Annotated in this window: 29 protein-coding genes; 21 read left to right on the plus strand and 8 right to left on the minus strand. The window is 65.4% G+C overall.

Going from position 1 to position 26,098, the window contains the following annotated elements; genetic code table 11:
• Nucleotides 1–82: 82 nt before the first annotated feature.
• Nucleotides 83–2,590 carry a TonB-dependent receptor gene (locus U0025_RS16520; protein WP_004208546.1) on the minus strand — a complete coding sequence of 836 codons (2,508 nt, stop codon included), beginning with the start codon at nucleotides 2,588–2,590 and terminating at the stop codon, nucleotides 83–85.
• 322 nt (nucleotides 2,591–2,912) lie between these two features.
• On the opposite strand from U0025_RS16520, the gene U0025_RS16525 reads away from it, so the two are divergent.
• From U0025_RS16525 to U0025_RS16535, 3 genes are all read left to right on the plus strand, one after another.
• Nucleotides 2,913–3,842 (plus strand): LysR family transcriptional regulator, encoded by a 930-nt coding sequence (locus tag U0025_RS16525; RefSeq protein ID WP_312313110.1) that lies wholly within the window; start codon nucleotides 2,913–2,915, stop codon nucleotides 3,840–3,842.
• Nucleotides 3,843–4,035: 193 nt separating this feature from the next.
• Nucleotides 4,036–4,908: a TonB-dependent receptor plug domain-containing protein gene (locus U0025_RS16530; RefSeq protein ID WP_004208548.1), complete on the plus strand. Its 873-nt coding sequence runs from the start codon at nucleotides 4,036–4,038 to the stop codon at nucleotides 4,906–4,908.
• A gap of 96 nt (nucleotides 4,909–5,004) precedes the next feature.
• Complete coding sequence (locus U0025_RS16535; RefSeq protein WP_004208550.1) at nucleotides 5,005–6,000, plus strand: TonB-dependent receptor domain-containing protein; 996 nt, start codon at nucleotides 5,005–5,007, stop codon at nucleotides 5,998–6,000.
• A gap of 42 nt (nucleotides 6,001–6,042) precedes the next feature.
• Here U0025_RS16535 and hemN read toward each other — a convergent pair whose 3' ends face one another.
• On the minus strand, nucleotides 6,043–7,350 hold the full coding sequence (gene hemN / locus U0025_RS16540) for an oxygen-independent coproporphyrinogen III oxidase (RefSeq protein ID WP_004208551.1): 1,308 nt from the start codon (nucleotides 7,348–7,350) through the stop codon (nucleotides 6,043–6,045).
• Between the two features lie 136 nt (nucleotides 7,351–7,486).
• On the opposite strand from hemN, the gene U0025_RS16545 reads away from it, so the two are divergent.
• Nucleotides 7,487–8,158, plus strand: coding sequence for an OmpW/AlkL family protein (locus U0025_RS16545; RefSeq protein WP_004208552.1), 672 nt, complete (start codon nucleotides 7,487–7,489; stop codon nucleotides 8,156–8,158).
• Between the two features lie 80 nt (nucleotides 8,159–8,238).
• Here U0025_RS16545 and U0025_RS16550 read toward each other — a convergent pair whose 3' ends face one another.
• A complete protein-coding gene (locus tag U0025_RS16550) occupies nucleotides 8,239–8,742 on the minus strand; it encodes a GNAT family N-acetyltransferase (RefSeq protein WP_004208553.1) in 504 nt (167 codons plus the stop codon).
• A 160-nt stretch (nucleotides 8,743–8,902) separates the two neighbouring features.
• Between U0025_RS16550 and U0025_RS16555 the strand changes: the two genes are divergently transcribed.
• The 6 genes from U0025_RS16555 (at nucleotide 8,903) to U0025_RS16580 (ending at nucleotide 14,377) form a co-directional block, all read left to right on the plus strand.
• Nucleotides 8,903–9,718, plus strand: a complete 816-nt coding sequence (locus tag U0025_RS16555) for a universal stress protein (protein WP_004208554.1) — start codon at nucleotides 8,903–8,905, stop codon at nucleotides 9,716–9,718.
• 20 nt (nucleotides 9,719–9,738) lie between these two features.
• Nucleotides 9,739–10,884, plus strand: coding sequence for a sensor histidine kinase (locus tag U0025_RS16560; protein ID WP_004208555.1), 1,146 nt, complete (start codon nucleotides 9,739–9,741; stop codon nucleotides 10,882–10,884).
• On the plus strand, nucleotides 10,881–11,498 hold the full coding sequence (gene fixJ, locus U0025_RS16565) for a response regulator FixJ (protein ID WP_004208556.1): 618 nt from the start codon (nucleotides 10,881–10,883) through the stop codon (nucleotides 11,496–11,498). The genes U0025_RS16560 and fixJ overlap by 4 nt, the downstream gene beginning before the upstream one ends.
• 64 nt (nucleotides 11,499–11,562) lie before the next feature.
• A complete protein-coding gene (locus U0025_RS16570; protein WP_004208557.1) occupies nucleotides 11,563–12,321 on the plus strand; it encodes a Crp/Fnr family transcriptional regulator in 759 nt (252 codons plus the stop codon).
• 123 nt (nucleotides 12,322–12,444) lie between these two features.
• Nucleotides 12,445–13,311, plus strand: coding sequence for a prolipoprotein diacylglyceryl transferase (gene lgt / locus U0025_RS16575; RefSeq protein WP_004208558.1), 867 nt, complete (start codon nucleotides 12,445–12,447; stop codon nucleotides 13,309–13,311).
• Nucleotides 13,301–14,377 (plus strand): class I SAM-dependent methyltransferase, encoded by a 1,077-nt coding sequence (locus U0025_RS16580; protein ID WP_017500115.1) that lies wholly within the window; start codon nucleotides 13,301–13,303, stop codon nucleotides 14,375–14,377. Before lgt ends, U0025_RS16580 begins: the two co-directional genes overlap by 11 nt.
• Before the next feature lie 22 nt (nucleotides 14,378–14,399).
• On the opposite strand, the gene gmk is transcribed toward U0025_RS16580, so the two are convergent.
• The gene (gmk, locus tag U0025_RS16585; protein ID WP_004208560.1) at nucleotides 14,400–15,065 is read right to left on the minus strand and encodes a guanylate kinase; all 666 of its coding nucleotides are present in this window, start codon (nucleotides 15,063–15,065) and stop codon (nucleotides 14,400–14,402) included.
• 75 nt (nucleotides 15,066–15,140) lie between these two features.
• Between gmk and U0025_RS16590 the strand changes: the two genes are divergently transcribed.
• Entirely contained in the window at nucleotides 15,141–15,692 is a 552-nt protein-coding gene (locus tag U0025_RS16590) for a DUF2585 domain-containing protein (protein WP_174320748.1), read from the plus strand.
• Here U0025_RS16590 and U0025_RS16595 read toward each other — a convergent pair.
• Nucleotides 15,689–16,045, minus strand: coding sequence for a hypothetical protein (locus tag U0025_RS16595; RefSeq protein ID WP_004208562.1), 357 nt, complete (start codon nucleotides 16,043–16,045; stop codon nucleotides 15,689–15,691). The genes U0025_RS16590 and U0025_RS16595 overlap by 4 nt on opposite strands.
• A 48-nt stretch (nucleotides 16,046–16,093) precedes the next feature.
• A complete protein-coding gene (gene fumC, locus U0025_RS16600) occupies nucleotides 16,094–17,479 on the minus strand; it encodes a class II fumarate hydratase (RefSeq protein ID WP_004208563.1) in 1,386 nt (461 codons plus the stop codon).
• 224 nt (nucleotides 17,480–17,703) lie between these two features.
• Here fumC and U0025_RS16605 point away from each other — a divergent pair, with 224 nt between their 5' ends.
• Nucleotides 17,704–18,390, plus strand: a complete 687-nt coding sequence (locus U0025_RS16605) for a hypothetical protein (protein ID WP_004208564.1) — start codon at nucleotides 17,704–17,706, stop codon at nucleotides 18,388–18,390.
• A 27-nt stretch (nucleotides 18,391–18,417) separates the two neighbouring features.
• Here the strand turns inward: U0025_RS16605 and U0025_RS16610 are convergent, their stop codons facing one another.
• On the minus strand, nucleotides 18,418–18,894 hold the full coding sequence (locus tag U0025_RS16610) for an SspB family protein (protein WP_004208566.1): 477 nt from the start codon (nucleotides 18,892–18,894) through the stop codon (nucleotides 18,418–18,420).
• A 98-nt stretch (nucleotides 18,895–18,992) separates the two neighbouring features.
• Here U0025_RS16610 and hisB point away from each other — a divergent pair, with 98 nt between their 5' ends.
• From hisB to U0025_RS16650, 8 genes are all read left to right on the plus strand, one after another.
• Nucleotides 18,993–19,580 carry an imidazoleglycerol-phosphate dehydratase HisB gene (hisB, locus tag U0025_RS16615; RefSeq protein WP_004208567.1) on the plus strand — a complete coding sequence of 196 codons (588 nt, stop codon included), beginning with the start codon at nucleotides 18,993–18,995 and terminating at the stop codon, nucleotides 19,578–19,580.
• Between the two features lie 28 nt (nucleotides 19,581–19,608).
• Complete coding sequence (locus U0025_RS16620) at nucleotides 19,609–19,896, plus strand: YciI family protein (RefSeq protein WP_004208568.1); 288 nt, start codon at nucleotides 19,609–19,611, stop codon at nucleotides 19,894–19,896.
• Complete coding sequence (gene hisH, locus U0025_RS16625; protein ID WP_004208569.1) at nucleotides 19,893–20,507, plus strand: imidazole glycerol phosphate synthase subunit HisH; 615 nt, start codon at nucleotides 19,893–19,895, stop codon at nucleotides 20,505–20,507. Before U0025_RS16620 ends, hisH begins: the two co-directional genes overlap by 4 nt.
• Before the next feature lie 88 nt (nucleotides 20,508–20,595).
• Nucleotides 20,596–21,333, plus strand: coding sequence for a 1-(5-phosphoribosyl)-5-[(5-phosphoribosylamino)methylideneamino]imidazole-4-carboxamide isomerase (gene hisA / locus U0025_RS16630; RefSeq protein WP_004208570.1), 738 nt, complete (start codon nucleotides 20,596–20,598; stop codon nucleotides 21,331–21,333).
• 148 nt (nucleotides 21,334–21,481) lie between these two features.
• Nucleotides 21,482–22,246, plus strand: a complete 765-nt coding sequence (gene hisF, locus U0025_RS16635) for an imidazole glycerol phosphate synthase subunit HisF (RefSeq protein WP_004208571.1) — start codon at nucleotides 21,482–21,484, stop codon at nucleotides 22,244–22,246.
• A 177-nt stretch (nucleotides 22,247–22,423) separates the two neighbouring features.
• Nucleotides 22,424–22,672: a PEP-CTERM sorting domain-containing protein gene (locus tag U0025_RS16640; RefSeq protein ID WP_004208572.1), complete on the plus strand. Its 249-nt coding sequence runs from the start codon at nucleotides 22,424–22,426 to the stop codon at nucleotides 22,670–22,672.
• 42 nt (nucleotides 22,673–22,714) lie between these two features.
• Nucleotides 22,715–23,035: a phosphoribosyl-ATP diphosphatase gene (locus U0025_RS16645; protein ID WP_037490531.1), complete on the plus strand. Its 321-nt coding sequence runs from the start codon at nucleotides 22,715–22,717 to the stop codon at nucleotides 23,033–23,035.
• 84 nt (nucleotides 23,036–23,119) lie between these two features.
• On the plus strand, nucleotides 23,120–23,698 hold the full coding sequence (locus tag U0025_RS16650) for a hypothetical protein (protein WP_004208574.1): 579 nt from the start codon (nucleotides 23,120–23,122) through the stop codon (nucleotides 23,696–23,698).
• Here U0025_RS16650 and U0025_RS16655 read toward each other — a convergent pair.
• On the minus strand, nucleotides 23,678–24,580 hold the full coding sequence (locus U0025_RS16655) for a histone deacetylase family protein (protein WP_004208575.1): 903 nt from the start codon (nucleotides 24,578–24,580) through the stop codon (nucleotides 23,678–23,680). The two genes, U0025_RS16650 and U0025_RS16655, sit on opposite strands and share 21 nt — an antisense overlap.
• A gap of 57 nt (nucleotides 24,581–24,637) precedes the next feature.
• Between U0025_RS16655 and U0025_RS16660 the strand changes: the two genes are divergently transcribed.
• Nucleotides 24,638–26,098, plus strand: coding sequence for a L,D-transpeptidase family protein (locus tag U0025_RS16660; protein WP_004208576.1), 1,461 nt, complete (start codon nucleotides 24,638–24,640; stop codon nucleotides 26,096–26,098).

The raw sequence follows: 26,098 nt of genomic DNA on the forward strand, positions 1-26,098 counted from the left end.
CCGCTTGATTGCCATGCAACCTATCAGCCGCCGGAAGCGCCGTCCTAGACATGGATCAATTTTCGCAGTCGCCGGTGCCCGTTTATCCGCCGAAGCGGAAGCGCAGGCGCGCGCCATACATTTGCGGCTCGCCCAGCGTCGCCGTCTCGAAATTGACGCTGGGCGAGCCCAGCCCGGCGATGAAGCTGTAATATTTTTCCTTGGTCACATTGGTCATGAACAGGCTGAGGTCGACGGGCGCGCCGGCGATATTGTTCCAGCTGGCGTTGAGGTTCAGCAGATCGAGTGGCGCCAGCGTGCTGAGCGCGGCGATCGACGGATCGGGATTGGTACGGTCGGTATAGTTGACCAGCATCGAGGACCGATGGGTGAAGGTCGCGCCGAAGGAGATGCGGCCGATCTTCTCCTCGTCCAGCGGCAGGGTGTAGGTGCCGCTGACCGTGACCTTGTGACGCGGCGACAGCACTTCGGGATCGCCGGGCTGGAACGGCGCGGCCAGGATATAATTGGGGTCGTTGAAGCTGGAGAAATCGGGCACCGATTTGATCTTGGTGCGCAGATAGCTGTAGCCGCCGGTCAGCACCAGTCCCTGGAACGGGGTCAGCGAGGCATCGGCCTCCAGCCCCCATATCTCCGACTTGCCGGCATTGACCGGCGCGGCGGTGGACGCCTGTCCCGACAGCGGCCGCGCGTTGAAGCCGACCTGCAATTGCTGGTTGGAAAAATCATTATAGAAGCCGGCCAGGTTGAAGGTGCCGCGCAGCGCCCCGCCAAAACTGGTCTTGAGGCCCAGCTCATAGCTGTCCACCTTCTCCGGCTCGACGATGTTGAGCGGCGCGGTGATATTGGGGACGATCGTGCCGGCACGATAGCCGCGCGCATATTTGGCGTAGAGCAATATGTCCTGGGTCGGGTTGTAATCCAGGTCGACCAGCCAGGTCGGCTTTTCCGACGACTGATAATAATGCGACACGCAATTGGTCGCCGCCGCCTGCGGATTGGTGCAGCGATAGGCCGCGGCCGGATTGAAGGCGCCATATTGCGGCGGATAGGCGACGATATAGGTGCGCTGGTCGCTGACATTGCGCGAATGATCCCAGGTGTAGCGGAAGCCGCCGGTCAGTTTCAGCTGATCGATCAGCGCATAGGTTGCCTGCGCATAGAGGCCGACATTGTGGAAATTGGTGCGGCCCGCCGTGTAATTGACGGTGCCGGCATGGATCGGCTTGGCGAACGCCGGGATGGTCGGATCGAGATTGGACAGGAAGCCAAGCGGATCGGTGCATTGCAGGGTGGCGGAATCGGTGCAGGACGCCAGGAAGGGCGACTGGCTGCCGCTCATGCCCAGCGGTTCGCTGACCTCCAGATAGGCCCCTGCCTGCCAGTTGAGCCGGCCATCGCCCGAGCGCCCCTGCAATTGCAGTTCCTCGGTAAAGGTCGACTGGTTGGCGGTATAGCCGCCCGGAATCGACGTCACCGTGGTGAAGGGCAGATGATAGCTGCCCAGCGCGGCGAGGAAGGGATTGATCGCGGCGAAATCGACGACGAAATCGGTGCCGAACAGCGGCGCGTTCATGCGCTGCTTCAACTGGGCGTAGCTGACGATATTCTTGACCGTCAGCGTGTCGCTCGCCTGCCAGCTTGTGGTGTTGATCGCCTGCCACTGCTCGGTCTGGGAATAGGGGTTTTCCAGTGACTGCATGACGTCGTAGAAGCCGCTGCCCTGGCGCAGCAACTGGCCATAAGCGAGCTGGCCCAGCCCCTCCGGCGCGGCCGCAACCAGCTTCTGGATCGGGCCATTGTTGCTGGAATCACTGTAGGACAGGATGGTGTAGTTTTCGAGATCGGGGGTCAGGTCGACGACAAGGCTGGCGCGCAGCGCGATATAGTCGACATCGCCGAACCGGTCGGGGCCGATGCCGCTGCCGTTGCGCATATAGCCGTCGCGCTTCTGCCGATCGACGCCGATGCGCATCCGCGCCCGGTCGCCGAGCGGCGCGTTGACCACCGCCTGGCCGCGCCACATGTCATAATTACCCACCGATCCTTCGACATAGCCGGAAAATTCGTCGGTCGGCTTCTGCGGCACCAGCAGGATCGCGCCGCCGGTGGTGTTGCGGCCAAACAGGGTGCCCTGTGGCCCCTTCAATATCTGGACATTCTGCAGGTCGAAAAAGGCGCCCGGCCCGGCGCCATCGCCCGAGGGCAGGCCGTTGGAGGCGCCGCGCGGCGCGACCACATCAGCGAAATAGACGCCGACCGAGGGCGCAGTGCCGATATCCTGGGCAAAGCCGCGAATGGCGAAACTGCTATTCTCGCTGCCGAAATTGCCATTGGCGGACAGCGAGGGGGTATAGGCGGCCAGATCCTGCGCATTGACGACATTGCGGTTGGCCAGTTCTTCCTGATTGAACACGGTGATCGAGATCGGCACGTCCTGCAGCCGTTCCTCGGTCCGGCGGGCGGTGACGATGATGTCCTGGGTCACGCTGGCCCTGTCCTGAGCCCTATCCTGCGCCTGGGCCTCGATCGGCAGGGTAGGCAGAGTCGCGCAGGCGCAGAAAAGCAACGTCCGGAAACGGCGTGTCATGGCATCCTCCCATCCAGACCGCGCGGCCCTTATATGCTGGATCGACCGTCACGGCGTCGAGCGCCGCACAGACGACGCCCATCCCTTCATCATCGTCGCACCTGTTGCCCCGGACACAATGATTGCAGGCGCACAGCCTCTTGATCGACGAAGATGTGATACAGGTTATTTCATAAATCCGGATGATGGGGCCTGTCAATCGGCACCGATCGCGCCGCGCAACAGTCCGGAAATGCAACGGGACTGGACCCTGACCAGACCGGCAGTTAAGAATGGTCCGCATTATCCTTAAGGAACGGACCGGTCCCTCTTGCTTGGCGGCGTGCATTTCGACCTCAACAGCCTGGTGACACTGGGCCTGTTGCTGCGCACGAAAAGCGTCACGCGCACGGCGCAGCAACTGGGCGTCAGCCAGCCGTCGGTCAGCCGGTCGCTGGCGCAGTTGCGCAGCCTGCTCGGCGACCCGCTGCTGGTGCGGACCGCCGGCGGCATGGAACTGACCCGGCGGGCGGAGGAACTGGCGCCGTCCTTGCAGGACTGGCTGGCGACGACCGCCGGCCTGCTGGAACCGCCGCGTTTCGATCCGGCGACGCTCGATCGCCGGTTCCGCGTCGCATCGACCGATTTCGGCGTCGCCGCCGTGGTGGCGCCGACCCTGCCGCATATCGGCCGCGCGGCGCCGCTGGCGGCGATCGACATCGTGCCTTTGACCGGCGACATGGTGGCGCGGCTGACCGCCGGCGAGATCGACCTCATCATCAGCGGGCTCGATCCCGATCCGGCCCAGACCTATGAGCGTTTCCTGTTCACCGAAACGTTCAGCTGCGTCGTCGATCGCCATCACAAGCTGGCGGCGCATCCGACCGACCGGTCCCTGTCGGTCGAGGATTTCCTGTCCTGCCCGCATATCAGCTTCGTCGTCAGCGACAGCGGCTTCGACCGGATCGAACTGCGCCTGGGCGAACTGGCGCCGCGACGGCGGGTGATCGCCCGCCTGCCCTATTTTCAGGCGGCACCGCACATGATCCGGGGATCGGACGCGCTGATGACGCTGCCGACCCGCGCGGCCGAAGCGATCGCCCGGACCCATGACCTGGCCTGCCTGCCCGCGCCGGACCTGGTCGGCACCTTCGGCTATCGGTTGCTGTGGAACGAGCGGTCGCATCGCGACCCGGCCATCGCCTGGCTGTGCGCCATGTTCGCCGACCATTGCGGCAGCGACGCAGCCCTGCCCCATAGCAAGGCCGCATAAGCCTTATCCGATATCGATATTTGGCGCCGCCCCGCGCTTCTGGCAACGGCCATTTGCAATTGACAATCGATCGCAAAATGAACCCGCCATGATATTCGCTCCACCGATCGGGCCCGGCCCGCACCACTGATTTCCGGCGCCCGTCCGGCCGGGTGGCTGGCGGGTGCCCATCTATCCAGAACAGGGGATTTCCATGCCATCCATCCATATGCTGCGGGCAACCGCGGCCCTTGTCGCGCTGACCAGCGCACAACAGGCACTGGCCGCCGAAGCCGACCAGGATTCCAACCAGATCGTCGTCACCGCCGCCGGCCGTGAACAGGAGGTGCGCGACGCGCCAGCCTCGATCAGCGTCATCACTCGCGAGACGCTGGACGCCATGCCCTATCGCGAAGTGACCGATGCGCTGATGGAAATCCCCGGCGTCACCGTCACGCCGGGCGAAGGCAATAGCCGCGACATCTCGATCCGCGGCATGGCGCCGCAATATACGCTGATCCTGGTCGACGGTAAGCGGCTGTCGTCGCGCGAATCCCGCACCAATGGCGGCAATGTCAGCGAAGGTGGCCTGCTGCCGCCGCTCGAAGCGATCGAGCGGATCGAGGTGGTGCGTGGGCCCATGTCCTCGCTCTACGGATCGGACGCGATGGGCGGCGTCGTCAACATCATCACCCGCCGGATCAGCGACCATTGGCGCGGCAGCGCGCGCGTCAACGGCACGATGCAGCTGGCGGACAATTTCGGCAATTATACCGACGGCAATTTCTATCTGTCCGGCCCGGTGACCAGCGGCATCGGTCTGCAATTGCAGGGATCGATGAACCGGCGCGAGGGCGACACGGAAATCGGTGGCACGCCCGAGCGGCATGATGACAGCCTGGCCGGCAAGCTGGGCTTCAACCTCAGCGCCAACCACCAGATCCTGCTGGAGGGCGGCTATTATCGGCAGAAGGTGATCGAGGTTGCCGGCGAGACGACCGAGACGTCGGCAACCGCGCCGCTCGGCACCGAAACCACCCAGACCCAGAAGCGCAAGGTCGCATCGATCAGCCATAGCGGCCAGTAGGGCTTCGCCAGTTCCGAATCCTATCTGCAATATGAGGATGCCGAACATGTCGAGGCGCAGAAGCGGATCAAGAACACGGTCGGCCAGAGCCTGTGGGTGGTCCCGCTGCCGTCCAACACGCTGACCGTCGGCGGTTTCTATCGCTATGAGGATCTGTCCGACCTGACCGGCAACCTTTTGTCGGGATCGACCACCACCGGCACCACCCGCACCAGCTGGGCGCTGTTCGCCGAAAATGAGCTGAAGCTGCTCGACGGGCTGGCGCTGACCGGCGGCATCCGCATGGACCATGACGAACAATATGGCGTCCACTGGACCCCGCGCGTCTATGCGGTATGGAACATCACCCCGTCCCTGACGCTGAAGGGCGGCTATTCGCAGGGCTTCCGCGCGCCGAGCCTGCGCCAGACGATTCCCGACTGGGGCCAGACCAGCCGTGGCGGCACCATCTATGGCAATCCCGACCTGGAAGCCGAAACCTCCCGCACGATCGAGGCGGCCCTGCTCTTCTCGCGGAATGGCTTCAACGCCAGCGTCACTGCCTATGACACCCGCTTCAACGACAAGATCACCCGTGTGACCTGCGAAGTGGCGGGGGCCTGGTGCGTCGATGAACCGCTCAGTTCGATCGGCCGTCCGCCCACGACCTATGTCAATGTCGACAAGGCACGGGTGCGCGGCGTGGAAGTCTCGGTCGATGTGCCGCTGACCCACACGCTGCGGCTCAACGCCACCGGCACGCTGACGGATTCGGAACAGCTGAGCGGTGCCAATATCGGCGCGGCGCTCAACGACACGCCCAAGCAGCAGGCCAGCGCCTCGCTCAACTGGCGCCCGGACAAGCGCTTCTCCGCCTTCGTGCGCGCCGTCTATCGCGGCGAGGAAGCCGTGACCGAGGCGCAGATCAGCGGCAATAATATCGTGTCGCCCGACTATATGGTGGTGGACATGGGCGCATCCTACAAGATCACGCCCGCCTTCACCTTCCATGCCGGTGTGCAGAACCTGCTCGACAAGCGTCTCAACTATGACACCTCGGGCTATCTGATCGACCCGGCCCGTGTCTGGATGGGCGTGGGCGTGCGCTTCTGATCCGACGTGCGATCGCCGGCCCGGCAGAGACCGGGCCGGCGATCAGACGGCGACGCTGAAGCGCGTTTCGGCCGGGCGCAGATAGGCGTCGAAACAGGCGGCGATGGACCGGGCATAAGGCGCCGCGCCGGGTTGCAGCATCAGTTCGTCCCCCTCCCGCCGGAGCAAGCCGATCCGCTCGAACCGATCGAGCAGCGCCGGTTCAGCAAGGTCGCCACAAGCCGCCCGGCCATCGCACAGCAGCCGTTCGATCAACGCGCCCCGCCGCTGGTCGTCGGCACTGCGCCGCACCCCACGAGCGGCGGGCAGCCGATGGTTCGACACGGCGTCGCGATAGGCACCGGCATTCTTCTCATTCTGGACGATCAGGTCGGGGAACTGGCTGATCGCGCTCGCGCCCATGCCGATCAGCGCATCGCTGTCATCCTCGGTAAAGCCCTGAAAATTGCGGCGCAGCCGTCCGGTTGCAGCGGCCACCGCGAGCGGATCGTCGGGCAGCGCGAAATGATCGAAGCCAATCGCCTGATAGCCGGCCGCCGTCAGCATCGCATGGCCAAGCTTCGCCATCGCAAAGCGCTGTTCGACACCCGGCAATTCGGTCGCGTCGATCCGCCGCTGGCGCGGCAGCAGGCGCGGCATATGGGCATAGCCGAACAGCGCGATGCGCGAGGGGGACAGGCGAATGCTGTCCTCCAAGGTCCGGGCCAGATCCGCCTCGCTCTGCCCCGGCAGGCCATACATCAGGTCGAACCCCACCTGGATGCGCGCACGCGCCAGCGCGCCCACCGCCATCGCCACCGTCTCGGCCGGCTGCACCCGGCCGATCCGCTGCTGCACATGGGTGGCGAAAGTCTGCACCCCCAGGTTGACGCGCGTCACCCCGACCTTGGCCATGGCGTCGATCCAGGCCCGGTCGATCCGGCGCGGGTCCAGTTCCACCGCCATCGCCGCCGCGCTGGCGTCGAAGCAGAGCAGCAACTGATGATTGAGCCGGACCCAATCGATCAGCGGCAGAGAATTGGGACTGCCGCCGCCAAAGGCGACATGGGTGACGCGGCCACGCCCGCCGAGCCGCGCCGAAACCAGCGCCATTTCCCGCTCCAGCGCATCGACATAGGCCGACAGGCGGCGGGGCCGGGTCGCCGCCCCGGTGTTGCACCCGCAATACCAGCAAATGTCATGGCAATAGGGGATATGGACATAGAGCGACAGGCGCGCGTCCGCCGGCATCGCATCCAGCCGCTGCGCCATGTCGGCCGCGCCGACATCCTCGCCGAACTGGGCGGCGGTCGGATAGCTGGTGTAGCGCGGCACCGGCGCGGCGAGCAGGTCGGGATGATAGCGGAACATGGCGTCCCGCCTGCCATGGCGCCCGATGCCGAACATTGCGCAGGATCAAATCGCCGATTGCGCCGCATCAAGGAAGGCCGCCCCGATCAGGAGCAGAGCGCCATCACTGACCCACGATCAGGGATGGAGAAAAGACATGCACTTGAAAAAGATGATGATTGTCGCCGCGATGGGCGCCATGGGCACGGCGCTGGCCGCTGCCCCGGCCCAGGCCAAGCAGGGCGACGTGCTGGTGCGCGTGCGCGGCATCATGGTCGCCCCCACCGAAAAGAGCGGCAGCATCCTGCCCGGCTTCCCCGGCGAGAAGGTGTCGGTGAACAACGGCATCGCGCCCGAAGTCGACGTCACCTACATGGCGACCGACCATATCGGCTTCGAACTGATCGCCGCGACCACCAAGCATAGCGCCAGCGGCCGCAGCGGCACCACCGGCGGGATCGGCAAGCTGGCCTCCACCTGGGTGCTGCCGCCGACGCTGACGATGCAATATCACCCGATCGTCGAGGGACATGTCCGCCCCTATATCGGCGCCGGCGTCAACTATACGCTGTTCTACAACGAGGATGCGTCGAGCGGGCTGGAGGATGCGGTCGGCAAGACCAAGGTCCATATGTCCGACAGCTTCGGCTGGGCCGGCCAGGTCGGCGTCGACATCGACCTCAACGACAAGATCTTCCTCAACCTCGACGTCAAATATATCGACATCGACACCAAGGTGCGGCTGACCACGGCTGCGGCCGGCACCCAGAACGTCAAGGTATCGCTCGATCCCTTCGTGTTCGGCGTGGGCGTCGGCATGCGCTTCTGATCCTCCGGGGGGTGGACCAGAAGGAAGGGGCCGGAGCGGATCGCCGCTCCGGCCCCTTCATCATTTTACCAGCGATGCGATCAGAAACGCTTTTCCAGGATCAGCAGCGACGGCTCGTCATCGACGCTGCGGGCGACAAAGCCCTGTTCGCGCTCCAGCTCGATCGCGGCATGATTGGCGCGGCTCTCGATCGCCTGCAGCAGACCGACGCCCATTTCCTGCGCCCGGTCGGTGGCGTGGCGCAGCATGCTCCAGCCCACGCCCTTGCCGCGATGGTCGGCGCGCACCGATATCGCGACTTCGGCGCGGGTCCGGTCGGGATCGGCGGCCAGGGTCGCCGCAGCCAGTATGGCCCCCTTCTCGTCGGTCGCCAGGAAGGTCTCGCAATTGTCGGGGTCGCCATGGATCAGATCATGAATCTGCCCGGCGCTGACACCCGGCGCACTGCTGAGAAAACGGAAGCGGCGATCATCATCGGACACGGCCGAAAAGAAATGGGCCAGCGCCCTGGCATCGCCATCCTGCGCCGGGCGCACCTGGACGCGAATGCCGGTGCGGGTTTCCAGAATATCCTTGTCGGTCATGAAGAAGGCATCCCTTGCTATGATCGTTGCCCCCCGAATGTGCCATCGGATCGGCGATCGAAATAGGGAAATTTGCGGATAGAGACGAGCCGAACGAGCTTCTAGTCAGGATGACGATCTTGCGGCGCTGCATCGGCGCCCTCTTGTCGGGACATGTTCGATGAAGACCATATTGCTGCATATCCGCGCAGACAACGGCATGGAAAGCCGGCTGCAGGCCGCGTTCGACCTGTCGCGCGCGACCGGCGCCCATATCAGTTGCCTGCAGATCGCGCCGCTGCCCGAACTGGTCGCCGCCGATCTTTATGGCAGCGGCTATCTGGTCCCCGAGGCGATCGATACGGTGCGCCGCCAGGACGAGGAGATGCGGCGCGCGCTGGAGGAAAGGCTGCGGCGCGAGGGCATGGCGTGGGACTGGCATTATCGCAGCGGCGACCTGGTCCAGGGGCTGCTGGAAACCGGTCGCCTGGCCGACGCGATGCTCGTTTCCCTGCCGCCGCCGGGTCGCCGGCAGGCGGATGATCCGGCCCCGATCGTCGCCGACCTGGCGGTCAACAGCCGCGCCCCGGTGCTGGCGATCCCGAGCATGGCCAAGGGCTTTCGCTGCACCGGCCGGGCGATGGTCGCCTGGGACGGATCGCATGAGGCGGCGTCGGCGCTGACCGCGAGCCGCACCCTGTTGCGGGTGGCGAGCGAAGTCCATGTCGTCACCGTCGACGAGCGCACGAAGCGCGATTTCCCGCCGACCGACGCCGCAGAATATCTCTCGCGCCACGGCATTGCGGTCGAGATTCACGAATGGCCGCGCAAGGATCGCAGCGTGGAAGAAGCGCTGTCCCATGCCTGCCAGGAACTGTCGATCGACTGGATGGTGATGGGCGCCTTTGGCCACAGCCGGCTGCGGGAAACCATTTTTGGCGGCGTAACCCGCTATATTCTGGCCGAAACACGGGTTCCGCTCTTGCTGGCGCACTGATTTACGGTCAGTGATCGGACATGGCGTTCAACGATGGCGATCCGCAGGATAATGCGACCAGCCGGGAACAGGCTCTGCTGGGATCGATCCTGGCAACGGTGCCCGATGCGCTGATCGTGATCGACGCGACCGGGCATATCGTCTCGTTCAGCCCGGCCGCCCAGCGCATGTTCCAATATGCAGAAGCCGATGTGCTGGGCCGCAATGTTGCGATGCTGATGCCCTCGCCCGATCGCGAGCGCCACGATTCCTACCTGCAACATTATCATGACACCGGCGAGAAGCGGATCATCGGCATCGGCCGACTGACCACCGCACGCCGGCGCGATGGCTCCACCTTTCCGATCGAGCTGGCGGTCGGCGAAGTGCAGGACCATGGCGAAAAGCTGTTCACCGGCTTCGTGCGCGACCTGACCGATCGGCAGAAGGCCGAACGGCGCCTGCAGGATCTGCAGGCTGAACTCAGCCATGCCGCCCGCGTCACGGCGATGGGCACGCTGGCCGCGGCGCTGGCGCATGAACTGAACCAGCCGCTGACCGCGATCGCCAATTATATGGAGGCAGGCCGCGACCTGCTGCGCACCGATGCGCCGGTCGACCGCGACTTGCTGGGCGAGGCGATGGACGAAGCCGCGCGCCAGGCGATGCGCGCGGGCCAGATCATCCGGTCGCTGCGGGAGTTCATCCGTCGCGGCGAAGCCGATCGCCAGGCCGAACCGGCGGCCACGCTGCTGGCCGAGGGGGTCGCGCTGGCCTTCATCGGCATCGACAGCCGGGGCATCGACATGGACATCGTCGTCGACCCGCGCGTCGGCCGGGTGATCGCCAATCGCGTGCAGGTGCAGCAGGTCATCATCAACCTGGTGCGCAACGCGGTCGAGGCGATGGACGGCCGCAATCGCCGCATCCTGCGCCTGTCGGCGGTGCCGGCCGAGGACGGACAGGTCGAACTCATCATCGCCGACAGTGGCCCCGGCCTCGATCCGGCGGTCGCGCGATCGCTCTTCACCCCGTTCAGCACGACCAAACCCGCCGGCATGGGCGTGGGCCTGTCGATCAGCCGCACCATCGTCGAGGGGCATGGCGGACGGATCTGGGCCGATGCCTCGCACTGGGGCGGCGTCGCCTTCCACTTCACTCTCGATTCTGCGGACCGCCTGCCATGAGCCTGCCCACCGACCAGCCCATCCATGTCGTCGATGATGACGAGGCGATCCGCCGGTCGCTCTCCTTCATGCTCAGGACCAGCGGCTTTGCGGTGCGGCTCTTCTCGGGAGGCATCGAGTTCCTCAAGGAAGTCGGGACGCTGGAGGGCGGCTGCGTGCTGCTGGACGTGCGCATGCCCGACATTGACGGGCTGGAAGTGCAACGCGAACTGCGCGCGCGCGGCATGATGCTGCCGGTCATCATCATGACCGGCCATGGCGATGTCGGCATGGCGGTCGCCGCGATGAAGGCGGGGGCCACCGATTTCATCGAAAAGCCGTTCGAGAAGGCGGCATTGCTCGCCGCGATCGAAGCCGCCTGCGCGCAGGCAAGCGCCGACCAGGGCCGCAACAGCCAGCGCGAGACTGCCCGCGCCCGGCTCAACATCCTGACCGATCGGGAACGCGAAGTGCTCAAGGGCCTGGTCGACGGCCTGCCCAACAAGACGATCGCCTATGACCTGGGCATCAGCCCGCGCACGGTCGAGATTCATCGCGCCAACCTGATGCAGAAGCTGCAGGTCCACAGCCTGTCGGAAACGCTGCGCATCGCCTTCCAGGCGGGGCTTGAATAGGACAGAAAGTCCCATAGGGGATTTACGGATAGTGCCCGCCCCGCCGCCGCGCCAAGCAGCGGTCATGAACATGCATTTTGATCTCGCGCAAACCCTGCCCGGCGGCATGCCCGTTCCTGCCCCCTGCTCCGACGCCAGCTTCTGCCAGCGCTGCGAGGTGCGCGACCGCGCCATCTGCGCCACGCTGGAAGAGGATGAGCGGGGCGCGCTCAATCGCCTGGGCCGGCGCGTCACGATCGCGGCGGGGCAGACGGTGATGTGGGAAGGCGACGACGCCACCATCGTCGCCAATGTGATCGACGGCACGCTCAAATTGTCGGCCTCGACCGGCGATGGGCGCGAACAGATTGTCGGCGTGGTCTATCCGTCCGACTTCATCGGCCGCCCCTTCGGCCGCAGCACGCCGCACAGCGTCACGGCGCTCACCGACGCGCGCCTGTGCCTCTTCACCCGTGGCGCCTTTGACGGCTTTGCCCGCGAGCATCCCGAGCTGGAGCATCGACTGCTGCAACGCACGCTCGACGATCTCGACCGGGCGCGCAGTTGGATGCTGCTGCTTGGCCGCAAGAATGCGCGGGAGAAGATCGCAACCTTCCTGCTCGACATGTCGCGCCGGCTGGCCCGCGAAGGCGAGGCCCCGCTCGACCGGTTCGACCTGCCGCTGTCGCGCCAGCAGATCGCCGACGTGCTGGGCCTGACGATCGAGACAGTGAGCCGGCAGCTGACCGACCTCAAGCGGATCGGCATCATCGCCCTGCCCGGCCGCCGCATGGTGGAAATCCGGGATCGCGCGGCGCTGCTGGACTGTAGCGAAGCGGCCTGAGCCTGCCGCGCCGGGCATGTCCGGCCTATTTGCCCCGATCATCCTGCAATCGGGATCGCCCCTCTTCATCTTGCCGGCCGCTTGTTCTATGGCCGCAGGCCTGATTGCCGAGGGAATGCCATTTTGATCCTGGACCTTGTCGCCGCCGCTTCGAGCGCCATCCGCTTCGACCAGCTGGGGCTCAGCCCCGTCGCCCTGGACCTGGGCTTCTTCACGCTCAAATGGTATAGCCTGGCCTATCTGGCCGGCATCCTGATCGGCTACTGGTATCTCCTGAAGCTCATTGCCCAGCCCGGTTCGCCAATGGCGCGGCGCCATGCCGACGATATGATCTTCTATGCGACGCTGGGCATCATCATCGGCGGTCGGCTCGCCTATGTCTTCTTCTACCAGCCCGAAATCCTCCAGCATCCGCTGGACATCTTCAAGCTGTGGAATGGCGGCATGTCCTTCCATGGCGGCGCGGCGGGCGTGTCGCTCGGCATCCTCTACATGGCGCGCAAGGAGAAGCTGAGCTGGCTGCGCATCCATGACTATGTCGCCTGCGTCGTACCCTTCGGCCTGTTCTTCGGCCGCCTCGCCAATTTCGTGAATGGCGAACTGTGGGGCAAGGAAACCGATGTGCCCTGGGCGATGATCTTCCCGACCGGCGGCCCCTTCGCCCGTCATCCAAGCCAGCTTTACGAAGCCTTTTTCGAAGGCATCATCCTGTTCTGCATTCTCGCCTTCGCCTTCTGGAAGACCAAGGCGCGCTACAAGCCGGGCATGCTGGTCGGCCTGTTCGTCTTCTTCTATGGCGTGTTCCGCTTCGGCGTCGAATATTTCCGCGAGGCCGATGCCCAGCTGATGGAATTTGCCGCCCGCACCGGCCTGCACATGGGCCAGTGGCTGTGCGTGCCGATGATCCTGGGCGGCCTCTACCTGATCGTCACCGCCAAGGGCCGGCGCGTGCGCGTGGAACCGATCGCGGGCAGCGCCAGTGTCAGCTGACGCCTTGCCCGGCGCGATGGGCCTGCCCGAGCGCCTGGCCCGCCAGATCGATGCCGGCGGGCCGATCTCCGTCGCCCATTATATGGGCGAGGCGAACCAGCATTATTATGGCACGCGCGATCCGCTGGGGCTGGAGGGGGACTTCACCACCGCCCCGGAAATCAGCCAGATGTTCGGCGAACTGATCGGCCTGTGCCTGGCCGATGTCTGGCTGCGATCGGGTCGACGCGCCGATCCGCTCTATGTCGAACTGGGGCCGGGTCGCGGCACGCTGGCGGGCGATGCGCTGCGCGCGATGGAGGGCGCCGACGTCACCTCGCGCATCCATTTCGTCGAGACCAGCCCGACCCTGCGCGAGCGGCAGCGCGCCCAGATTCCCCATGTCGTCCATCATGACAGCGTGGAAAGCCTGCCCGACCAGTCGCCGCTGCTGGTGGTCGCCAATGAATTTTTCGATGCCCTGCCCGTGCGGCAGATGATCCGCGTCGGCGACGAATGGCGCGAACGGGTGGTGATCCGGCGCGAGGAAGAAGGCCGCTTCATGGCGGTGCCGGGCTATCGCCGGATCGAATCGGGCCTGCCGCCGATCGCTGCACAGGCGCCCGAGGGCGCGATCATCGAAGTGGCACAGGCCGGCGCCACCGCGGGCTATGCCCTTGCCAGCCGGATCGCGCGCCAGGGCGGCGTCGCGATCATCATCGACTATGGCTATGAAGGCCCGGCCCTGGGCGACACGCTGCAGGCGGTGAAGAACCACCAGTTCACCGATCCCTTCACCGATCCGGGCGAAAGCGACCTCACCACCCATGTCGATTTCACGATGCTGGCCAATGTCGCGCGCCAGGCCGGGCTGCGCGTCCATGGCGCGGTGACGCAGGGCCATTTCCTCCAGCATCTGGGCATCGACGTGCGCGCGTCCGTGCTGGCCAAGGGCAGCCCGCAGCGCGCCGCCGAACTGGAGGCGCAGCGCCATCGCCTCACCGACGAAGCGGAGATGGGGACATTGTTCAAGGTGATGGCCTGGGTCCACCCCGACTGGGCCGACCCGGCAGGATTCGAGAAATAGCGGCCCCGTCAGCCGCTAGACCTCAATCTTCCTGATGATAGCGGCTGAGACGGCGGATGAAGCCAATGAGGCCGGTCTGGCGGCTGCGCTTCATCCGTTCGGCGTGCAGGATGGTGCGCACGCGCTCGAAACATTCCTCGACGTCGACATTGCACAGCACATAGTCATAGCCGTCCCAATGGGCGATCTCGCCGGCGGCGCGCGCCATGCGGCCCTCGATTACTTCATTGCTGTCGGTCGCGCGGCCACGCAGACGCTTTTCCAGCTCCTCCATCGAGGGCGGGAGGATGAAGATGCGGACCACGTCGCCGCCGGCAATCTGGTGCAGCTGCTGCGCGCCCTGCCAGTCGATGTCGAACAGCACATCCTTGCCGCTCTTGAGCATCGCCTCGACCGGCGCGCGCGGCGTGCCATAGCGCTGGCCGAAGACATGCGCCCATTCCAGGAACTCATGGTCGTTCGCCATGCGGCGAAACTCTTCCAGATCGACGAAATGATAATCCTTGCCATCGACTTCGCCCGGCCGGATCGTCCGCGTCGTCGCCGACACCGACATCGACAGGTCCGGTTCGCAGGCCAGCAATTTGCGTGCAATCGTCGACTTGCCGGCGCCCGAGGGCGAGGACAGGACAAAGAGAACGCCGCGGCGCTTGAAATCGGGGGTGTCGGTGGGAATGTTGTCGGCCATGGCCGCTAGTGGCGTCGTGGACGGCATTTTGCAAGAGGTTGGGGGAGAAGAGGCTTGGCGCGATCGCGTAAAGGAATGAAACAGCGGGGCTTTATCCTCGCTCTGCTGATCGCGCTGGGGGCAGCGGCGATCCTCTATCTGATGGGGCGCCCGCCGATCTGCACCTGCGGCACGATCGCGCTATGGCATGGGCCGATCGACAGCGGCAACAGCCAGCATCTGTCCGACTGGTACAGCCTCAGCCACATCATCCACGGCTTCCTCTTCTATGGCGCGACCCATTTGCTGATGCGGCGCAGGCCGCTCGGCATCCGCCTGTCGGTGGCGGTGACGATCGAGGCAGCGTGGGAAATCCTTGAAAATTCACCGATCATCATCGACCGTTACCGCACGGCGACGATCGCGCTCGGCTATTCGGGCGATTCCATCCTCAATTCGATGAGCGACATCGGCATGATGGCCCTGGGCTTCCTGTTCGCGTCGCGCGCGCCCGTCTGGCTGACGATTATCGTCGCGATCGGTTTCGAACTGCTCGCACTGGCGGTGACCCGCGACAATCTGACACTCAATGTCCTGATGCTCGCCTGGCCGGTCGACGCGATCAAGGAATGGCAGGGCGCGCTTTAGCCCGCCTTCTTGCGGGCGGCGCGCGCCTCGTCGATCAGGATCGGCTTGGCGCTGGCGTCGGTCAGCAGCTTGGTCGCCATCTTGCGGTCCGCCTCGCGCTTGGCCTCATAGAGCTTGCCCGCCAGATAGGCGCCGGTGAGGACCATGGCGCCGACCGGATAGCGCATGATGAGGCGCTTGGCGCCGGCCCCGGCGATCAGGCCGATCACGCCCTTCTTGCCCGTGTCGGCGGCGACCCGTGCGGCCACCACCGTCGCGCCGAGCCGCGCCGCCTTGCGAAACAGGCTCGACTTGCGAACGCGCGTCGCGGTGGACGGAAGCTTTGCGGCGGTCGGGGCGGGCGTTTTCTTCATAGGGGATTAATGTATCGCACCCGCCCCGGTTCCGCCAGTTGATCTGGATCAGACCATATTTTCCGGCCGCACCAGCCGGTCGAAGGTCGGCTCATCGACCAGCCCCAGTTCGAGGCCGGCCTGCTTGAGCGTCAGCCCCTTCTTGTGCGCATGCTTGGCGATGGTCGCGGCATTGTCATAGCCGATCTCCGGTGCCAGCGCGGTCACCAGCATCAGCGAGCGCTCGACCAGTTCGGCGATCCGGCCCTCATTGGCCTGCATCCCTCCGACGCAGCGTTCGGCAAAGCTTTCCATGCCGACGCTGAGCAGATGAATCGAGCGCAGCACATTGGCGCCGATCAGCGGCATGAAGACATTGAGTTCGAAATGGCCCTGCATGCCGCCGACGGTCACCGCCTGATGATTGCCGATCACCTGCGCCGCCACCATGGTCAGCGATTCGCACTGGGTCGGGTTGACCTTGCCCGGCATGATCGAGCTGCCCGGCTCATTGGCGGGCAGGTCCAGCTCGCCCAGGCCCGAGCGCGGGCCGGAGCCCAGGAAGCGGATGTCATTGGCGATCTTGGTCAGCGCCACCGCCAGCGTGTTGAGCGCGCCGGAGAAGAAGACCAGGCCATCCTTGGCGGCCAGCTGCTCGAACTTGTTGGGCGCGCTTTCGAACGGCGTGCCGGCAATGTCGCTGATCGCGGCCGTCATGTCGTCCGCCCAGCCATCGGGCGCGTTGAGACCGGTGCCGACCGCCGTGCCGCCGATGGCCAGCTTGCGGATATTGCCGTTCAGCGCGCCCTCAATGCGCGCCTTGCTGCTGACCAGTTGCGCAGCATAGCCGGAAAATTCCTGGCCCAGCGTCAGCGGCGTCGCATCCTGCGTATGGGTGCGGCCAATCTTGACGATATGCCCCCAGCCTTCCGCCTTGGCGGTCAGCGCGCCGGTCAGCTTCTCCAGCGCCGGAATCAGCTTGTCGCGGGTCGCCAGCACGGTCGCGACATGCAGCGCGGTCGGGAAGCTGTCGTTCGACGACTGGCTCATGTTCACATGGTCGTTGGGATGGACCGGGCTCTTGCCGCCGCGCGTGCCGGCCAGCTGCTCATTGGCATAGCCGGCAATCACCTCATTGACGTTCATGTTGGTCTGGGTGCCGCTGCCGGTCTGCCAGATGACGAGCGGAAACTGGTCATCGAGCGCGCCGGAGACGATCTGCTGCGCGGCATTCTCGATGCCCGCGACGATCGTCGCGTCGAGCCCATGTTTCGCATTCACCCGCGCCGCCGCCTGCTTCACGATCGCCTGCGCATGGACGATGCCGATCGGCATCCGCTCGGTCGCGCCGAAGGGGAAATTCTCGATGCTGCGCTGGGTCTGGGCGCCCCAATAGGCGTCGGCGGGCACCTCGATGGCGCCAATGCTGTCGGTTTCGGTGCGGGTAGCGGACATTCAGAACTCCCAGTTAAGAATCAATCGCAAAACTGGCTTCGATGTAGGGCCGGGGCGGGAAATTCCAAGGCGAAACTTGCGAATATCGCATATCCCCGCAGCCCATCCCCATGACAGGCCGCAGCCGTCATGCAGCCGCAGGATCTGCGCCTTTACCGGGGTTTACCGCAATTGATCGGCGCACGCGCCCCGATATCCTGCCTGGCATCCTGGAGGAAAACCGCATGTCCGATCGCCCCGTCCTTGCCCTCCTCCTCTGCCTTGCCGCCACGACCGCTCCGGTCCACGCAGAAGAGGAAAAATCGTCCGACGATCCCACCAAGATCGCGACCAAGGTCGGCATCACCCGCGCCTCCGACGAATTTTCACTGTCCGGATCGGTCGCGGTCGGCCCCAAGCTGAAATTCAATGCCCGCGTGTCGGAATCGGGCCTCTGGTCGGTCGGCGCATCCTATCTGTTTCCGGTCGCGATCCTGACCTTCTCGGCCGGCAAAAGTCATTTCGATTCGGGCGTGGAACAGACGCGCTATTCGCTCGGCGGCTTCGTGCCGCTGTCGCAAGTCGGCCTCAAGACCGGCAAATTGCAGATGTTCGTGCCGTTTGGCTACAGCTATACCAAGGGGCATGGCCCGGTCAGCGATATCGACCAGAGCGATGGCCTGCCGATCGCGCTCAGCAGCAACAGCGGCTATGTCGGGCTGTTCCTGTTGCGGCCGCTGGGACCGAAGCTGACCGCGATGGCGGGCGGCAATGTGACCAGGGGCACCCATGATTTTTCGGGCGTGGCGCTGGGTGGTGGCCTGTCCTACCATCTTACGCGTCGCGACACGGTCGGCGCCAATATCAGCTATGTCGACAATAGTTTCGGGACGAGCCAGAAGCTGCGCTTCTCCTATCGCCACGAATTTTGAGCCTGCGGCCGATGCCGGCCGCCCGGCTCACTTCTTCTTGCCGAAATCCACCGTGACGACGTTGGAGCCATCCTCGGTCGTGACCAGCGGCGCGTCATTTTCGGCCACGTCATGGGGTTCGGGCTCTTCATCGGCCTGAACCTGGAACTGCAGCGCGAAATTGACGGCGGGATCGACGAAGGCGGTGATCGCGCTGAAGGGAATGACCAGATGCGCCGCGACCTGGTTGAAGGTCAGGCTGACCTCGAAATGGCGGTCGCTGACCTTGAGATCCCAGAACTTGTTCTGGAGGACGATGGTCATCTCGTCCGGGAAACGTTCCGACAGATGCTTGGGGATATCCACCCCGGCGGCATGGGTCTTGAACGTGATGTAGAAATGATGCGCGCCCGGCAGGCCACCGGTCTGCTGCACTTCGCCCAGCACGCGGCCGACGACCGCGCGCAGGGCCTCCTGCACGATTTCGTCATAGGGAATCAGGCTGTCGGGCAGGTCTTCACTCATGGGGCATATGTCCTAACGACGCGAAAGCGGCGGTCAACCCCCGCCCGAGAGGTACATCATCAGATTGCATGGCGCGCGCGACACGCTATAGGGCGCGCATGCGCACGGCCGAGATTCACCGCAACACTGCGGAAACGCAGATCGACGTGACCGTCAACCTCGACGGCACCGGTCTTTACACCGTCTCCACCGGGATCGGTTTCCTCGACCATATGATCGAGCAGCTGTCGCGCCATTCGCTGATCGACATGACCGTCAAGACCGTCGGCGACCTGCATGTCGACCAGCATCACACCACCGAGGATACGGCGATCGCGATCGGCGAGGCGCTGGCCAAGGCGCTGGGCGACAAGCGCGGCATCAGCCGTTACGGCAGCGTCTATTCGCCGATGGACGAAACGCTGAGCCGCGTCGCGCTCGACATTTCCGGCCGCCCCTGGCTGGTGTGCAAGCTGCCCTTCACCGTCACCAAGATCGGCGAATGGGACACGGAGATGGTGGAGCATTTCTTCCACAGCCTGGCCCAGGCCGCCGGCATCACGCTGCACATCGAGCTGCTCTATGGCAGCAACAATCATCATATCGTCGAAAGCGCGTTCAAGGGCCTGGCCCGCGCGCTGCGCCAGGCGGTGGAGATCGACCCGCGCAAGGCCGACGCCATCCCCTCGACCAAGGGCATGCTCTAAGCATCACTTCCATAGAAAGGCCGACCCCATGTTCATCATTTCGCTGACCTATACGGCGCCGATCGATGTGCTGGACGGCCATCTGGCCGATCATCGGGCCTGGTTGGACCAGGGCATTGCCGATGGCTGGCTGCTGCTCGCCGGCCGGCGCGAACCGCGCACCGGCGGCATTTTGCTGGCGCGCGGCGAGCGTGACGAGATCGCGGCGAAGGCAGCGACCGATCCCTTCGTCGTCAACGGCGCGGCATCGTTCGACCTGATCGAGTTCCTTCCGGCGCGCGCCGCCAGCGTCAATCTGGACACGCTGCTGCCATGACCATCGCCCTGATCGACTATGGCGCGGGCAATCTCCACTCGGTCCACAATGCCCTGCGCAAGGCGGGTGCCGATGATGTGACCATCACCGCCGATGCCGATGTCGTGGCCAGGGCCGACCGCATCGTGCTGCCCGGTGTCGGCGCCTTCCGCGCCTGCCGCGACGCCTTGGTCGCGATCCCCGGCATGGTCGACGCGATGAACGAGGCGGTGAACAGCCGCGGCATTCCCTTTCTGGGCGTCTGCGTCGGCATGCAGTTGCTCGCCGACGCCGGCGAGGAGTTCGGCCGGCATGAGGGGCTGGGCTGGATTCCCGGCACGGTGCGGCTGATCGAACCGACCGATGCTTCGATCAAGGTGCCGCATATGGGCTGGAACGATGTGGTGCTGAACGGCCAGCCGCCCCTGATCGAGGCCGGCGAGGCCTATTTCCTGCACAGCTATCATTATGAGGCCGCCGACCCGGCCCATGTCGCCGCCGTCACCGACCATGGCGGGCCGCTGGTCGCCGCCGTCGCGCGCGACACCATCATCGGCTGCCAGTTCCACCCGGAAAAGAGCCAGCGCTACGGCCTGTCCTTCCTCGCGCGCTTTCTGGACTGGAAGCCGTGATACCACCCCTACCCCCGTTCGGTTCGAGCCTGTCGAGAACCGTTGCGCGTGGGTTCTCGACAAGCTCGAACCGAACGGAAATCGGATAATGTCCCTGATCGTCTTTCCCGCCATCGACCTCAAAGGCGGCCAGGTCGTCCGCCTGGCCGAGGGCGACATGGACCGCGCCACCGTCTATGGCGACGATCCCGCCGCGCAGGCGCTGATCTTCGCCGCAGCGGGCGCCCAGCATATCCATGTCGTCGATCTGGATGGCAGCTTTGCCGGCCATGCGGTCAATGCCGAAGCGGTCGAACGCATCGTCGAGGCCTTTCCCGGCCATGTTCAACTCGGCGGCGGCATCCGCAACCGGGAGTCGGTCGAACGCTGGTTTGACCTGGGCGTATCGCGCATCGTGATCGGCACCGCTGCGCTGAAAGACCCCGCCTTCGTCAAGGCAGCCGCGCGCGACTTCCCCGGCGGCATCGTCGTCGCGGTCGATGCGCGCGACGGCTTCGTCGCCACCGACGGCTGGGCGGAAAAGAGCGACATGCCGGTGATCGACCTCGCCCGCCGGTTCGAGGATGCGGGCGTCGCCAGCCTGCTCTTCACCGATGTCGGCCGCGACGGTCTGCTCAAGGGCGTGAATATCGATGCGACCGTCGATCTCGCCCGCGCCACCGACATGCCGGTGATCGCCAGCGGCGGCGTGGCAGGGATCGCGGATATACGCGTCCTCAGCCTCCACGCCGATGACGGGATCGAAGGCGTCATCACCGGCCGCGCCATCTATGATGGCCGCCTCGACCTCAAGACCGCGCTCGCGGTCGCGCAGGCGGCGGCGTGAACGGCGCCGGCCAGTTCCTCCCCGATACGGGGAGGGGGACCATGCGAAGCATGGTGGAGGGGGCTATCCCTTCACGCGTCCCTATGCGAAAAGCCCCCTCCACCACCGGCTGCGCCGGCGGTCCCCCTCCCCTTGCAGGGGAGGAAGCATGACCGTCCGCACCCGCGTCATTCCCTGCCTCGACGTTGCCAATGGCCGCGTGGTGAAGGGCGTCAATTTCGTCGACCTCAAGGATGCCGGCGACCCGGTCGAGCAGGCCAAGCTCTATGACGCGGCCGGCGCCGACGAACTCTGCTTCCTCGACATCACCGCCACCCATGAGGCGCGCGGCACCATATTGGACGTGGTGCGCCGTACCGCCGAAGTCTGCTTCATGCCCGTCACCGTCGGCGGCGGCGTGCGCAGCGCGGAGGATGCCCGCGCCCTGCTGCTGGCGGGCGCGGACAAGGTCGCGGTCAACAGCGCCGCCGTCGCCCGGCCCGAACTGGTGGCCGACATCGCCGACCGCTTCGGCGCGCAGTGCATCGTCGGATCGGTCGATGCGCGCAAGGTGGGCGAAGGCAAGTGGGAAATCTTCACCCATGGCGGCCGCAAGCCGACCGGCATCGACGCGCTGGAACATGCGCTGCGCCTGGCGGAACTTGGCGCGGGCGAACTGCTCGTCACCTCGATGGACGGCGATGGCACCAAGCAGGGCTATGACCTGGCGCTGACCCGCATGATCGCCGATGCCGTGTCGATCCCGGTGATCGCCAGCGGCGGCGTCGGCACCCTCGACCATCTGGTCGAAGGCGTGGTCGAAGGCCATGCCAGCGCGGTGCTGGCCGCCTCGATATTTCACTTCGGTCAACATACTATTGCTGAAGCGCATCAGGCCCTGGCCCGCGCCGGTATCCCCGTTCGGGGCCATTAAAGCGCGGAAAAGCGCCAAAATGTCGGGTTAATTGACATTAACCATATAGGGCTTTTGGCGGCCATCGGTCGCCAGCCGCAGAAAAACGTCACTTGGCAAAATTGGCACGGTTACTGCGTAGACAGGGCGCAGGGTCGTTTCGAAACGATTTGTCCATTTTGAAACAGGGTGACTTTTATGCAGATCAGCAAACTTCTTCTCGTAGCGGGTTCGGCCAGCCTGATGGGCCTCGCCATCCCCGCCCCCGCCAACGCCACCTTCTGCTGGTTCAAGTGCGGCGGCTCCAGCGGCGGCGGCACCTCGTCGGGTGGCAGCAGCGGTGGCACGCCGACCCCGGTGCCTGAACCCGAACAGATGGCGCTGTTCGGCATGGGCGCCGCCGTGCTGGCCGGTCGCGTCTTCTTCGCGCGCCGCAAGCAGAAGTAAAATTCATTTGACGGGTCGCGCGCGGGACGCTTGATGCAGCCCATGCGCGCGACCCTTCAAACCCTCGAACAGACCATCGCCGAGCGACGGAAGGCCGATCCATCGGCATCCTATGTGGCGAAGCTGACCGCCCGCGGCCGGGGCAAGATCGCCCAGAAGGTCGGCGAGGAAGCGGTCGAGGCGGTGATCGCCGCCATGGCCGACAATCGGGCCGAACTGGTCGGCGAAAGCGCGGACCTGCTCTTCCACCTGCTGGTGCTGCTGGCCGATTGCGGCATTCCCTTCGACGATGTGCTCGACGAACTGGAGCGGCGCGAAGGCCTGTCGGGCCTGGCCGAAAAGGCCGCCCGTCCAAAGGATTGATCCCGTCCACGGAAAGACATTGCCTTCCCGGCGTTTGTAGATCAGCCTCCAGTGTCGGAGCGCGTTGGAACGGGGAGTGAAGGCATGATGCTGCGGACCATCCTGGGCGGACTGCTTGGCGGTTTCGCCATGTTCATCATCGGCTTCCTCTTCTGGGGCACGCCCCTGAGCGCGCTGGCGCTCAGTCGTGCCGATCCGCAGGCAAGCGCCAATCTGCAGGCCGCAATGGCGCAGGCGCTGGCCCGCAGCGGCACCGGCGTCTATGTCATCCCCGATCCCGCCACGGCCCAAGGCACCATCCTCTATGGCAAGGGGCCGGTGGCGATGCTCTTCTACAATAATGGCGGCTTCCCGGTGATGGATGGCTCCAGCCTGATCGGCGGACTGCTGCTGGCGCTGGCGACCGGTGTGCTGATCGCGCTGGCGCTGCGCTTCGTCACAGGCGACTTCAACAGCCGGGCGCGGGTGTCGATCCTGTTCGCGCTCGCCACCGTGCTGTGGCTGCATATCGGCCAGGCCGTGTTCAACCATGCGCCCTGGGGCTACAGCCTCTATCTGGCGCTGAGCGATCTGGTCGCGCTGAGCGTGGCCGGGCTGATCGCCGCGAAGCTGATGGAAGGGCGCGCCGCAAAGCCCAGCGCCTCAGACAGCACGCTCCACTGACGCCATCCGCAACATGCAGGCGGCATGGCGCCGCGCGACCGCCATCCGGTCCGGGCCATAGCCGCCACCCATGCAACTGGCGACCGGGATGGCGCGCACCAGCGCCTGACGCATTACCAGCCCGTCGCGCGCGGCCAGTCCCTCGTCGCTGAGCGCCAGCCGGCCCAGCCGATCGTCCACATGACCATCCACCCCGGCCTGATATAGAATCAGGTCCGGCGCGAAATCATCCAGCACGCGCGGCAGCATCTCGCCCAGCGCCGCCAGATAGTCTGCGTCGCCGGTATCGTCGGCCAGCCCCAGATCCAGCGTCGAGCGCGCCTTGCGCACCGGGAAATTCTTCTCCGCATGAATCGACATGGTGAAGACATCGCCCCTCCCCGCCATCAGCGACGCCGTACCATCGCCCTGATGCACGTCGAGGTCGAGGATCAGGATACGGTTCACATCCCCCTCCGCGATCAGCCGGTTGGCCGCGATCGCCAGGTCGTTGAACACGCAATAGCCCGCGCCGCTGTCGGCCAGCGCATGATGGCTGCCCCCCGCCGCATTGGCGGCATAGCCATGGACCAGCGCCAGCTTCGCCGCCAACCAGGTGCCGCCGGGCGACAGCAGCGCCCGGCGCATCACCCGCTCGGTTACCGGAAAGCCGATCCGCCGTTCCTTGTCGGGCGGCACGGCCAGCGTCAGCACCTCTTCGACATAGGCGGGATCATGCACCGCCGCGATCCAGGACGCGGGCATCGGATCGGGCGCATGAACGGTCATCGGCGCGCCACTGTCGGCGAGCACGTCCATCACCAGCCCATATTTGTCGAAGCGCGCCTGCTGGCCGTCTGTGGCCGGGGAGACATAGGCGGGATGGTGAACGACGTGCAGCATGATCTTTTCCCGCTATCGCGATTTGATAGATGGCCGCTTTGCGCTATCTGGTCCAGCATGAACCGTCCCGATTTGATCCGTTTCCTCGCCCTGCCCCTGCTGGCCACCGCCGCCATCCCGGCCGTCGCGCAGCCCCCGGCCATGACACCGACCCAGAGCGCGCCGCCGGCCGGTCAGGTCGTGCTGCCCCCGCCGATGGCGGTGATGCCCCCGCCCGTGCCGTTGCCGGCCCTGTCGCAGGCGCAGGATGACTGGGCGAATGAATGGCTGAAAAGCGGCATGGCCGAAGGGCTGATGGCGCGCAGCAAGCCGACCGCGCCGATGCACGGGCAGCAATTGCTGAACGCCTTGCTGGATCGCGGCCGCGCGCTCAGCACCGGCCGGGTCGATACCGCCGATTTTCTGGAAGTCTGGGCGCTGCGCCCCGCCGCCTTCGATCCGCGCCCCTCGCTCGCCAAGGCGATTGCCGAGGATCGGCTGCCGCAATGGGCGGCCAGCCTGACCCCGCCCTATTCGGGCTATGACGGGCTGCGCAAGGGCCTCGCCACCTATGAGAAGATCCGCGACACCGGCGGCTGGTCCAGCCTGTCGGCCGGCGCCTCGGCCGATGTCGTGCGCGCCCGCCTGGCGCTGGAGGACAAGAGCGTCACCGGCAGCGAGCCGCTGACCGCCGCGCTGCAACGCGCCCAGCGCCGCTATGGCCTCAACCCCACCGGCCTGCTCGACGCGCGCACCCTGACCGCGCTCAACGTGTCGGTGGATGATCGCATCGCCGCGATCATGGCCAATATGGAACGCTGGCGCTGGATGCCGCGCGAATTGCCGGTCAACCGCGTCCAGGTGAACATCGCCGCCGCCGTGCTGACCGTGTTCCAGGGCGACGAACCCGTCACATCGATGCGCGCCGTCACCGGCAGCCCGACCAACCAGACGCCGATGCTGTCGTCGAACATCCATTCCATCGTGGTCAATCCGCCCTGGAACGTACCGATGTCGATCGCCAGGAAGGAATTGTTTCCCAAAGGCCGCGCGACCCTGGCCAAGCAGGGCTACAAGATCGTGAAGACGCCCGAGGGCGGCGAGCGCATCGTCCAGCCCGCCGGTCCCAACAGCGCGCTCGGCCGGCTGAAGTTCGATTTCAACAATCCCTTCGCCGTCTATCTGCACGACACGCCTTCGCGCGGGAAATTCTCCAGCTATGATCGGCTCGCCAGCCATGGCTGCATCCGCCTGGAAAAGCCGGTATCGCTGGCCGAACTGATGGTGGCGAGCGATCCCAGCCTGTCGGGCCAAATCCAGAGCCTGATCGACACCAACAAGACCCAGCGCGTGTCGCTGCCCTCGCAGGTCGCGGTCTATCTGCTCTACTGGACCGCCTTTGCCAGCAGCAACGGCACCATGAACTTCCGCGCCGATCCCTATGACTGGGACAAGCTGCTGGCCCAGAAGATCGAGGCCTCCAGCCGCCGCGTCGACCCCACTGCGGTCAATTCGACCGCCCCCGCAGCCAAGGACTGA

This window comes from Sphingobium yanoikuyae, from assembly GCF_034424525.1.
Lineage (GTDB): Bacteria > Pseudomonadota > Alphaproteobacteria > Sphingomonadales > Sphingomonadaceae > Sphingobium > Sphingobium yanoikuyae.

What these genes read in the sequence shown, in the direction of transcription:
- U0025_RS16520 (WP_004208546.1), bottom strand. Translation starts at nt 2,590, where the DNA reads ATGACACGCCGTTTCCGGACGTTGCTTTTCTGCGCCTGCGCGACTCTG.
- U0025_RS16530 (WP_004208548.1), top strand. Translation starts at nt 4,036, where the DNA reads ATGCCATCCATCCATATGCTGCGGGCAACCGCGGCCCTTGTCGCGCTG.
- hemN (WP_004208551.1), bottom strand. Translation starts at nt 7,350, where the DNA reads ATGTTCCGCTATCATCCCGACCTGCTCGCCGCGCCGGTGCCGCGCTAC.
- U0025_RS16545 (WP_004208552.1), top strand. Translation starts at nt 7,487, where the DNA reads ATGCACTTGAAAAAGATGATGATTGTCGCCGCGATGGGCGCCATGGGC.
- U0025_RS16550 (WP_004208553.1), bottom strand. Translation starts at nt 8,742, where the DNA reads ATGACCGACAAGGATATTCTGGAAACCCGCACCGGCATTCGCGTCCAG.
- U0025_RS16555 (WP_004208554.1), top strand. Translation starts at nt 8,903, where the DNA reads ATGAAGACCATATTGCTGCATATCCGCGCAGACAACGGCATGGAAAGC.
- U0025_RS16560 (WP_004208555.1), top strand. Translation starts at nt 9,739, where the DNA reads ATGGCGTTCAACGATGGCGATCCGCAGGATAATGCGACCAGCCGGGAA.
- fixJ (WP_004208556.1), top strand. Translation starts at nt 10,881, where the DNA reads ATGAGCCTGCCCACCGACCAGCCCATCCATGTCGTCGATGATGACGAG.
- U0025_RS16570 (WP_004208557.1), top strand. Translation starts at nt 11,563, where the DNA reads ATGAACATGCATTTTGATCTCGCGCAAACCCTGCCCGGCGGCATGCCC.
- gmk (WP_004208560.1), bottom strand. Translation starts at nt 15,065, where the DNA reads ATGGCCGACAACATTCCCACCGACACCCCCGATTTCAAGCGCCGCGGC.
- U0025_RS16590 (WP_174320748.1), top strand. Translation starts at nt 15,141, where the DNA reads ATGAAACAGCGGGGCTTTATCCTCGCTCTGCTGATCGCGCTGGGGGCA.
- U0025_RS16595 (WP_004208562.1), bottom strand. Translation starts at nt 16,045, where the DNA reads ATGAAGAAAACGCCCGCCCCGACCGCCGCAAAGCTTCCGTCCACCGCG.
- fumC (WP_004208563.1), bottom strand. Translation starts at nt 17,479, where the DNA reads ATGTCCGCTACCCGCACCGAAACCGACAGCATTGGCGCCATCGAGGTG.
- U0025_RS16605 (WP_004208564.1), top strand. Translation starts at nt 17,704, where the DNA reads ATGTCCGATCGCCCCGTCCTTGCCCTCCTCCTCTGCCTTGCCGCCACG.
- U0025_RS16610 (WP_004208566.1), bottom strand. Translation starts at nt 18,894, where the DNA reads ATGAGTGAAGACCTGCCCGACAGCCTGATTCCCTATGACGAAATCGTG.
- hisB (WP_004208567.1), top strand. Translation starts at nt 18,993, where the DNA reads ATGCGCACGGCCGAGATTCACCGCAACACTGCGGAAACGCAGATCGAC.
- U0025_RS16620 (WP_004208568.1), top strand. Translation starts at nt 19,609, where the DNA reads ATGTTCATCATTTCGCTGACCTATACGGCGCCGATCGATGTGCTGGAC.
- hisH (WP_004208569.1), top strand. Translation starts at nt 19,893, where the DNA reads ATGACCATCGCCCTGATCGACTATGGCGCGGGCAATCTCCACTCGGTC.
- hisA (WP_004208570.1), top strand. Translation starts at nt 20,596, where the DNA reads ATGTCCCTGATCGTCTTTCCCGCCATCGACCTCAAAGGCGGCCAGGTC.
- hisF (WP_004208571.1), top strand. Translation starts at nt 21,482, where the DNA reads ATGACCGTCCGCACCCGCGTCATTCCCTGCCTCGACGTTGCCAATGGC.
- U0025_RS16640 (WP_004208572.1), top strand. Translation starts at nt 22,424, where the DNA reads ATGCAGATCAGCAAACTTCTTCTCGTAGCGGGTTCGGCCAGCCTGATG.
- U0025_RS16645 (WP_037490531.1), top strand. Translation starts at nt 22,715, where the DNA reads ATGCGCGCGACCCTTCAAACCCTCGAACAGACCATCGCCGAGCGACGG.
- U0025_RS16650 (WP_004208574.1), top strand. Translation starts at nt 23,120, where the DNA reads ATGATGCTGCGGACCATCCTGGGCGGACTGCTTGGCGGTTTCGCCATG.
- U0025_RS16655 (WP_004208575.1), bottom strand. Translation starts at nt 24,580, where the DNA reads ATGCTGCACGTCGTTCACCATCCCGCCTATGTCTCCCCGGCCACAGAC.
- U0025_RS16660 (WP_004208576.1), top strand. Translation starts at nt 24,638, where the DNA reads ATGAACCGTCCCGATTTGATCCGTTTCCTCGCCCTGCCCCTGCTGGCC.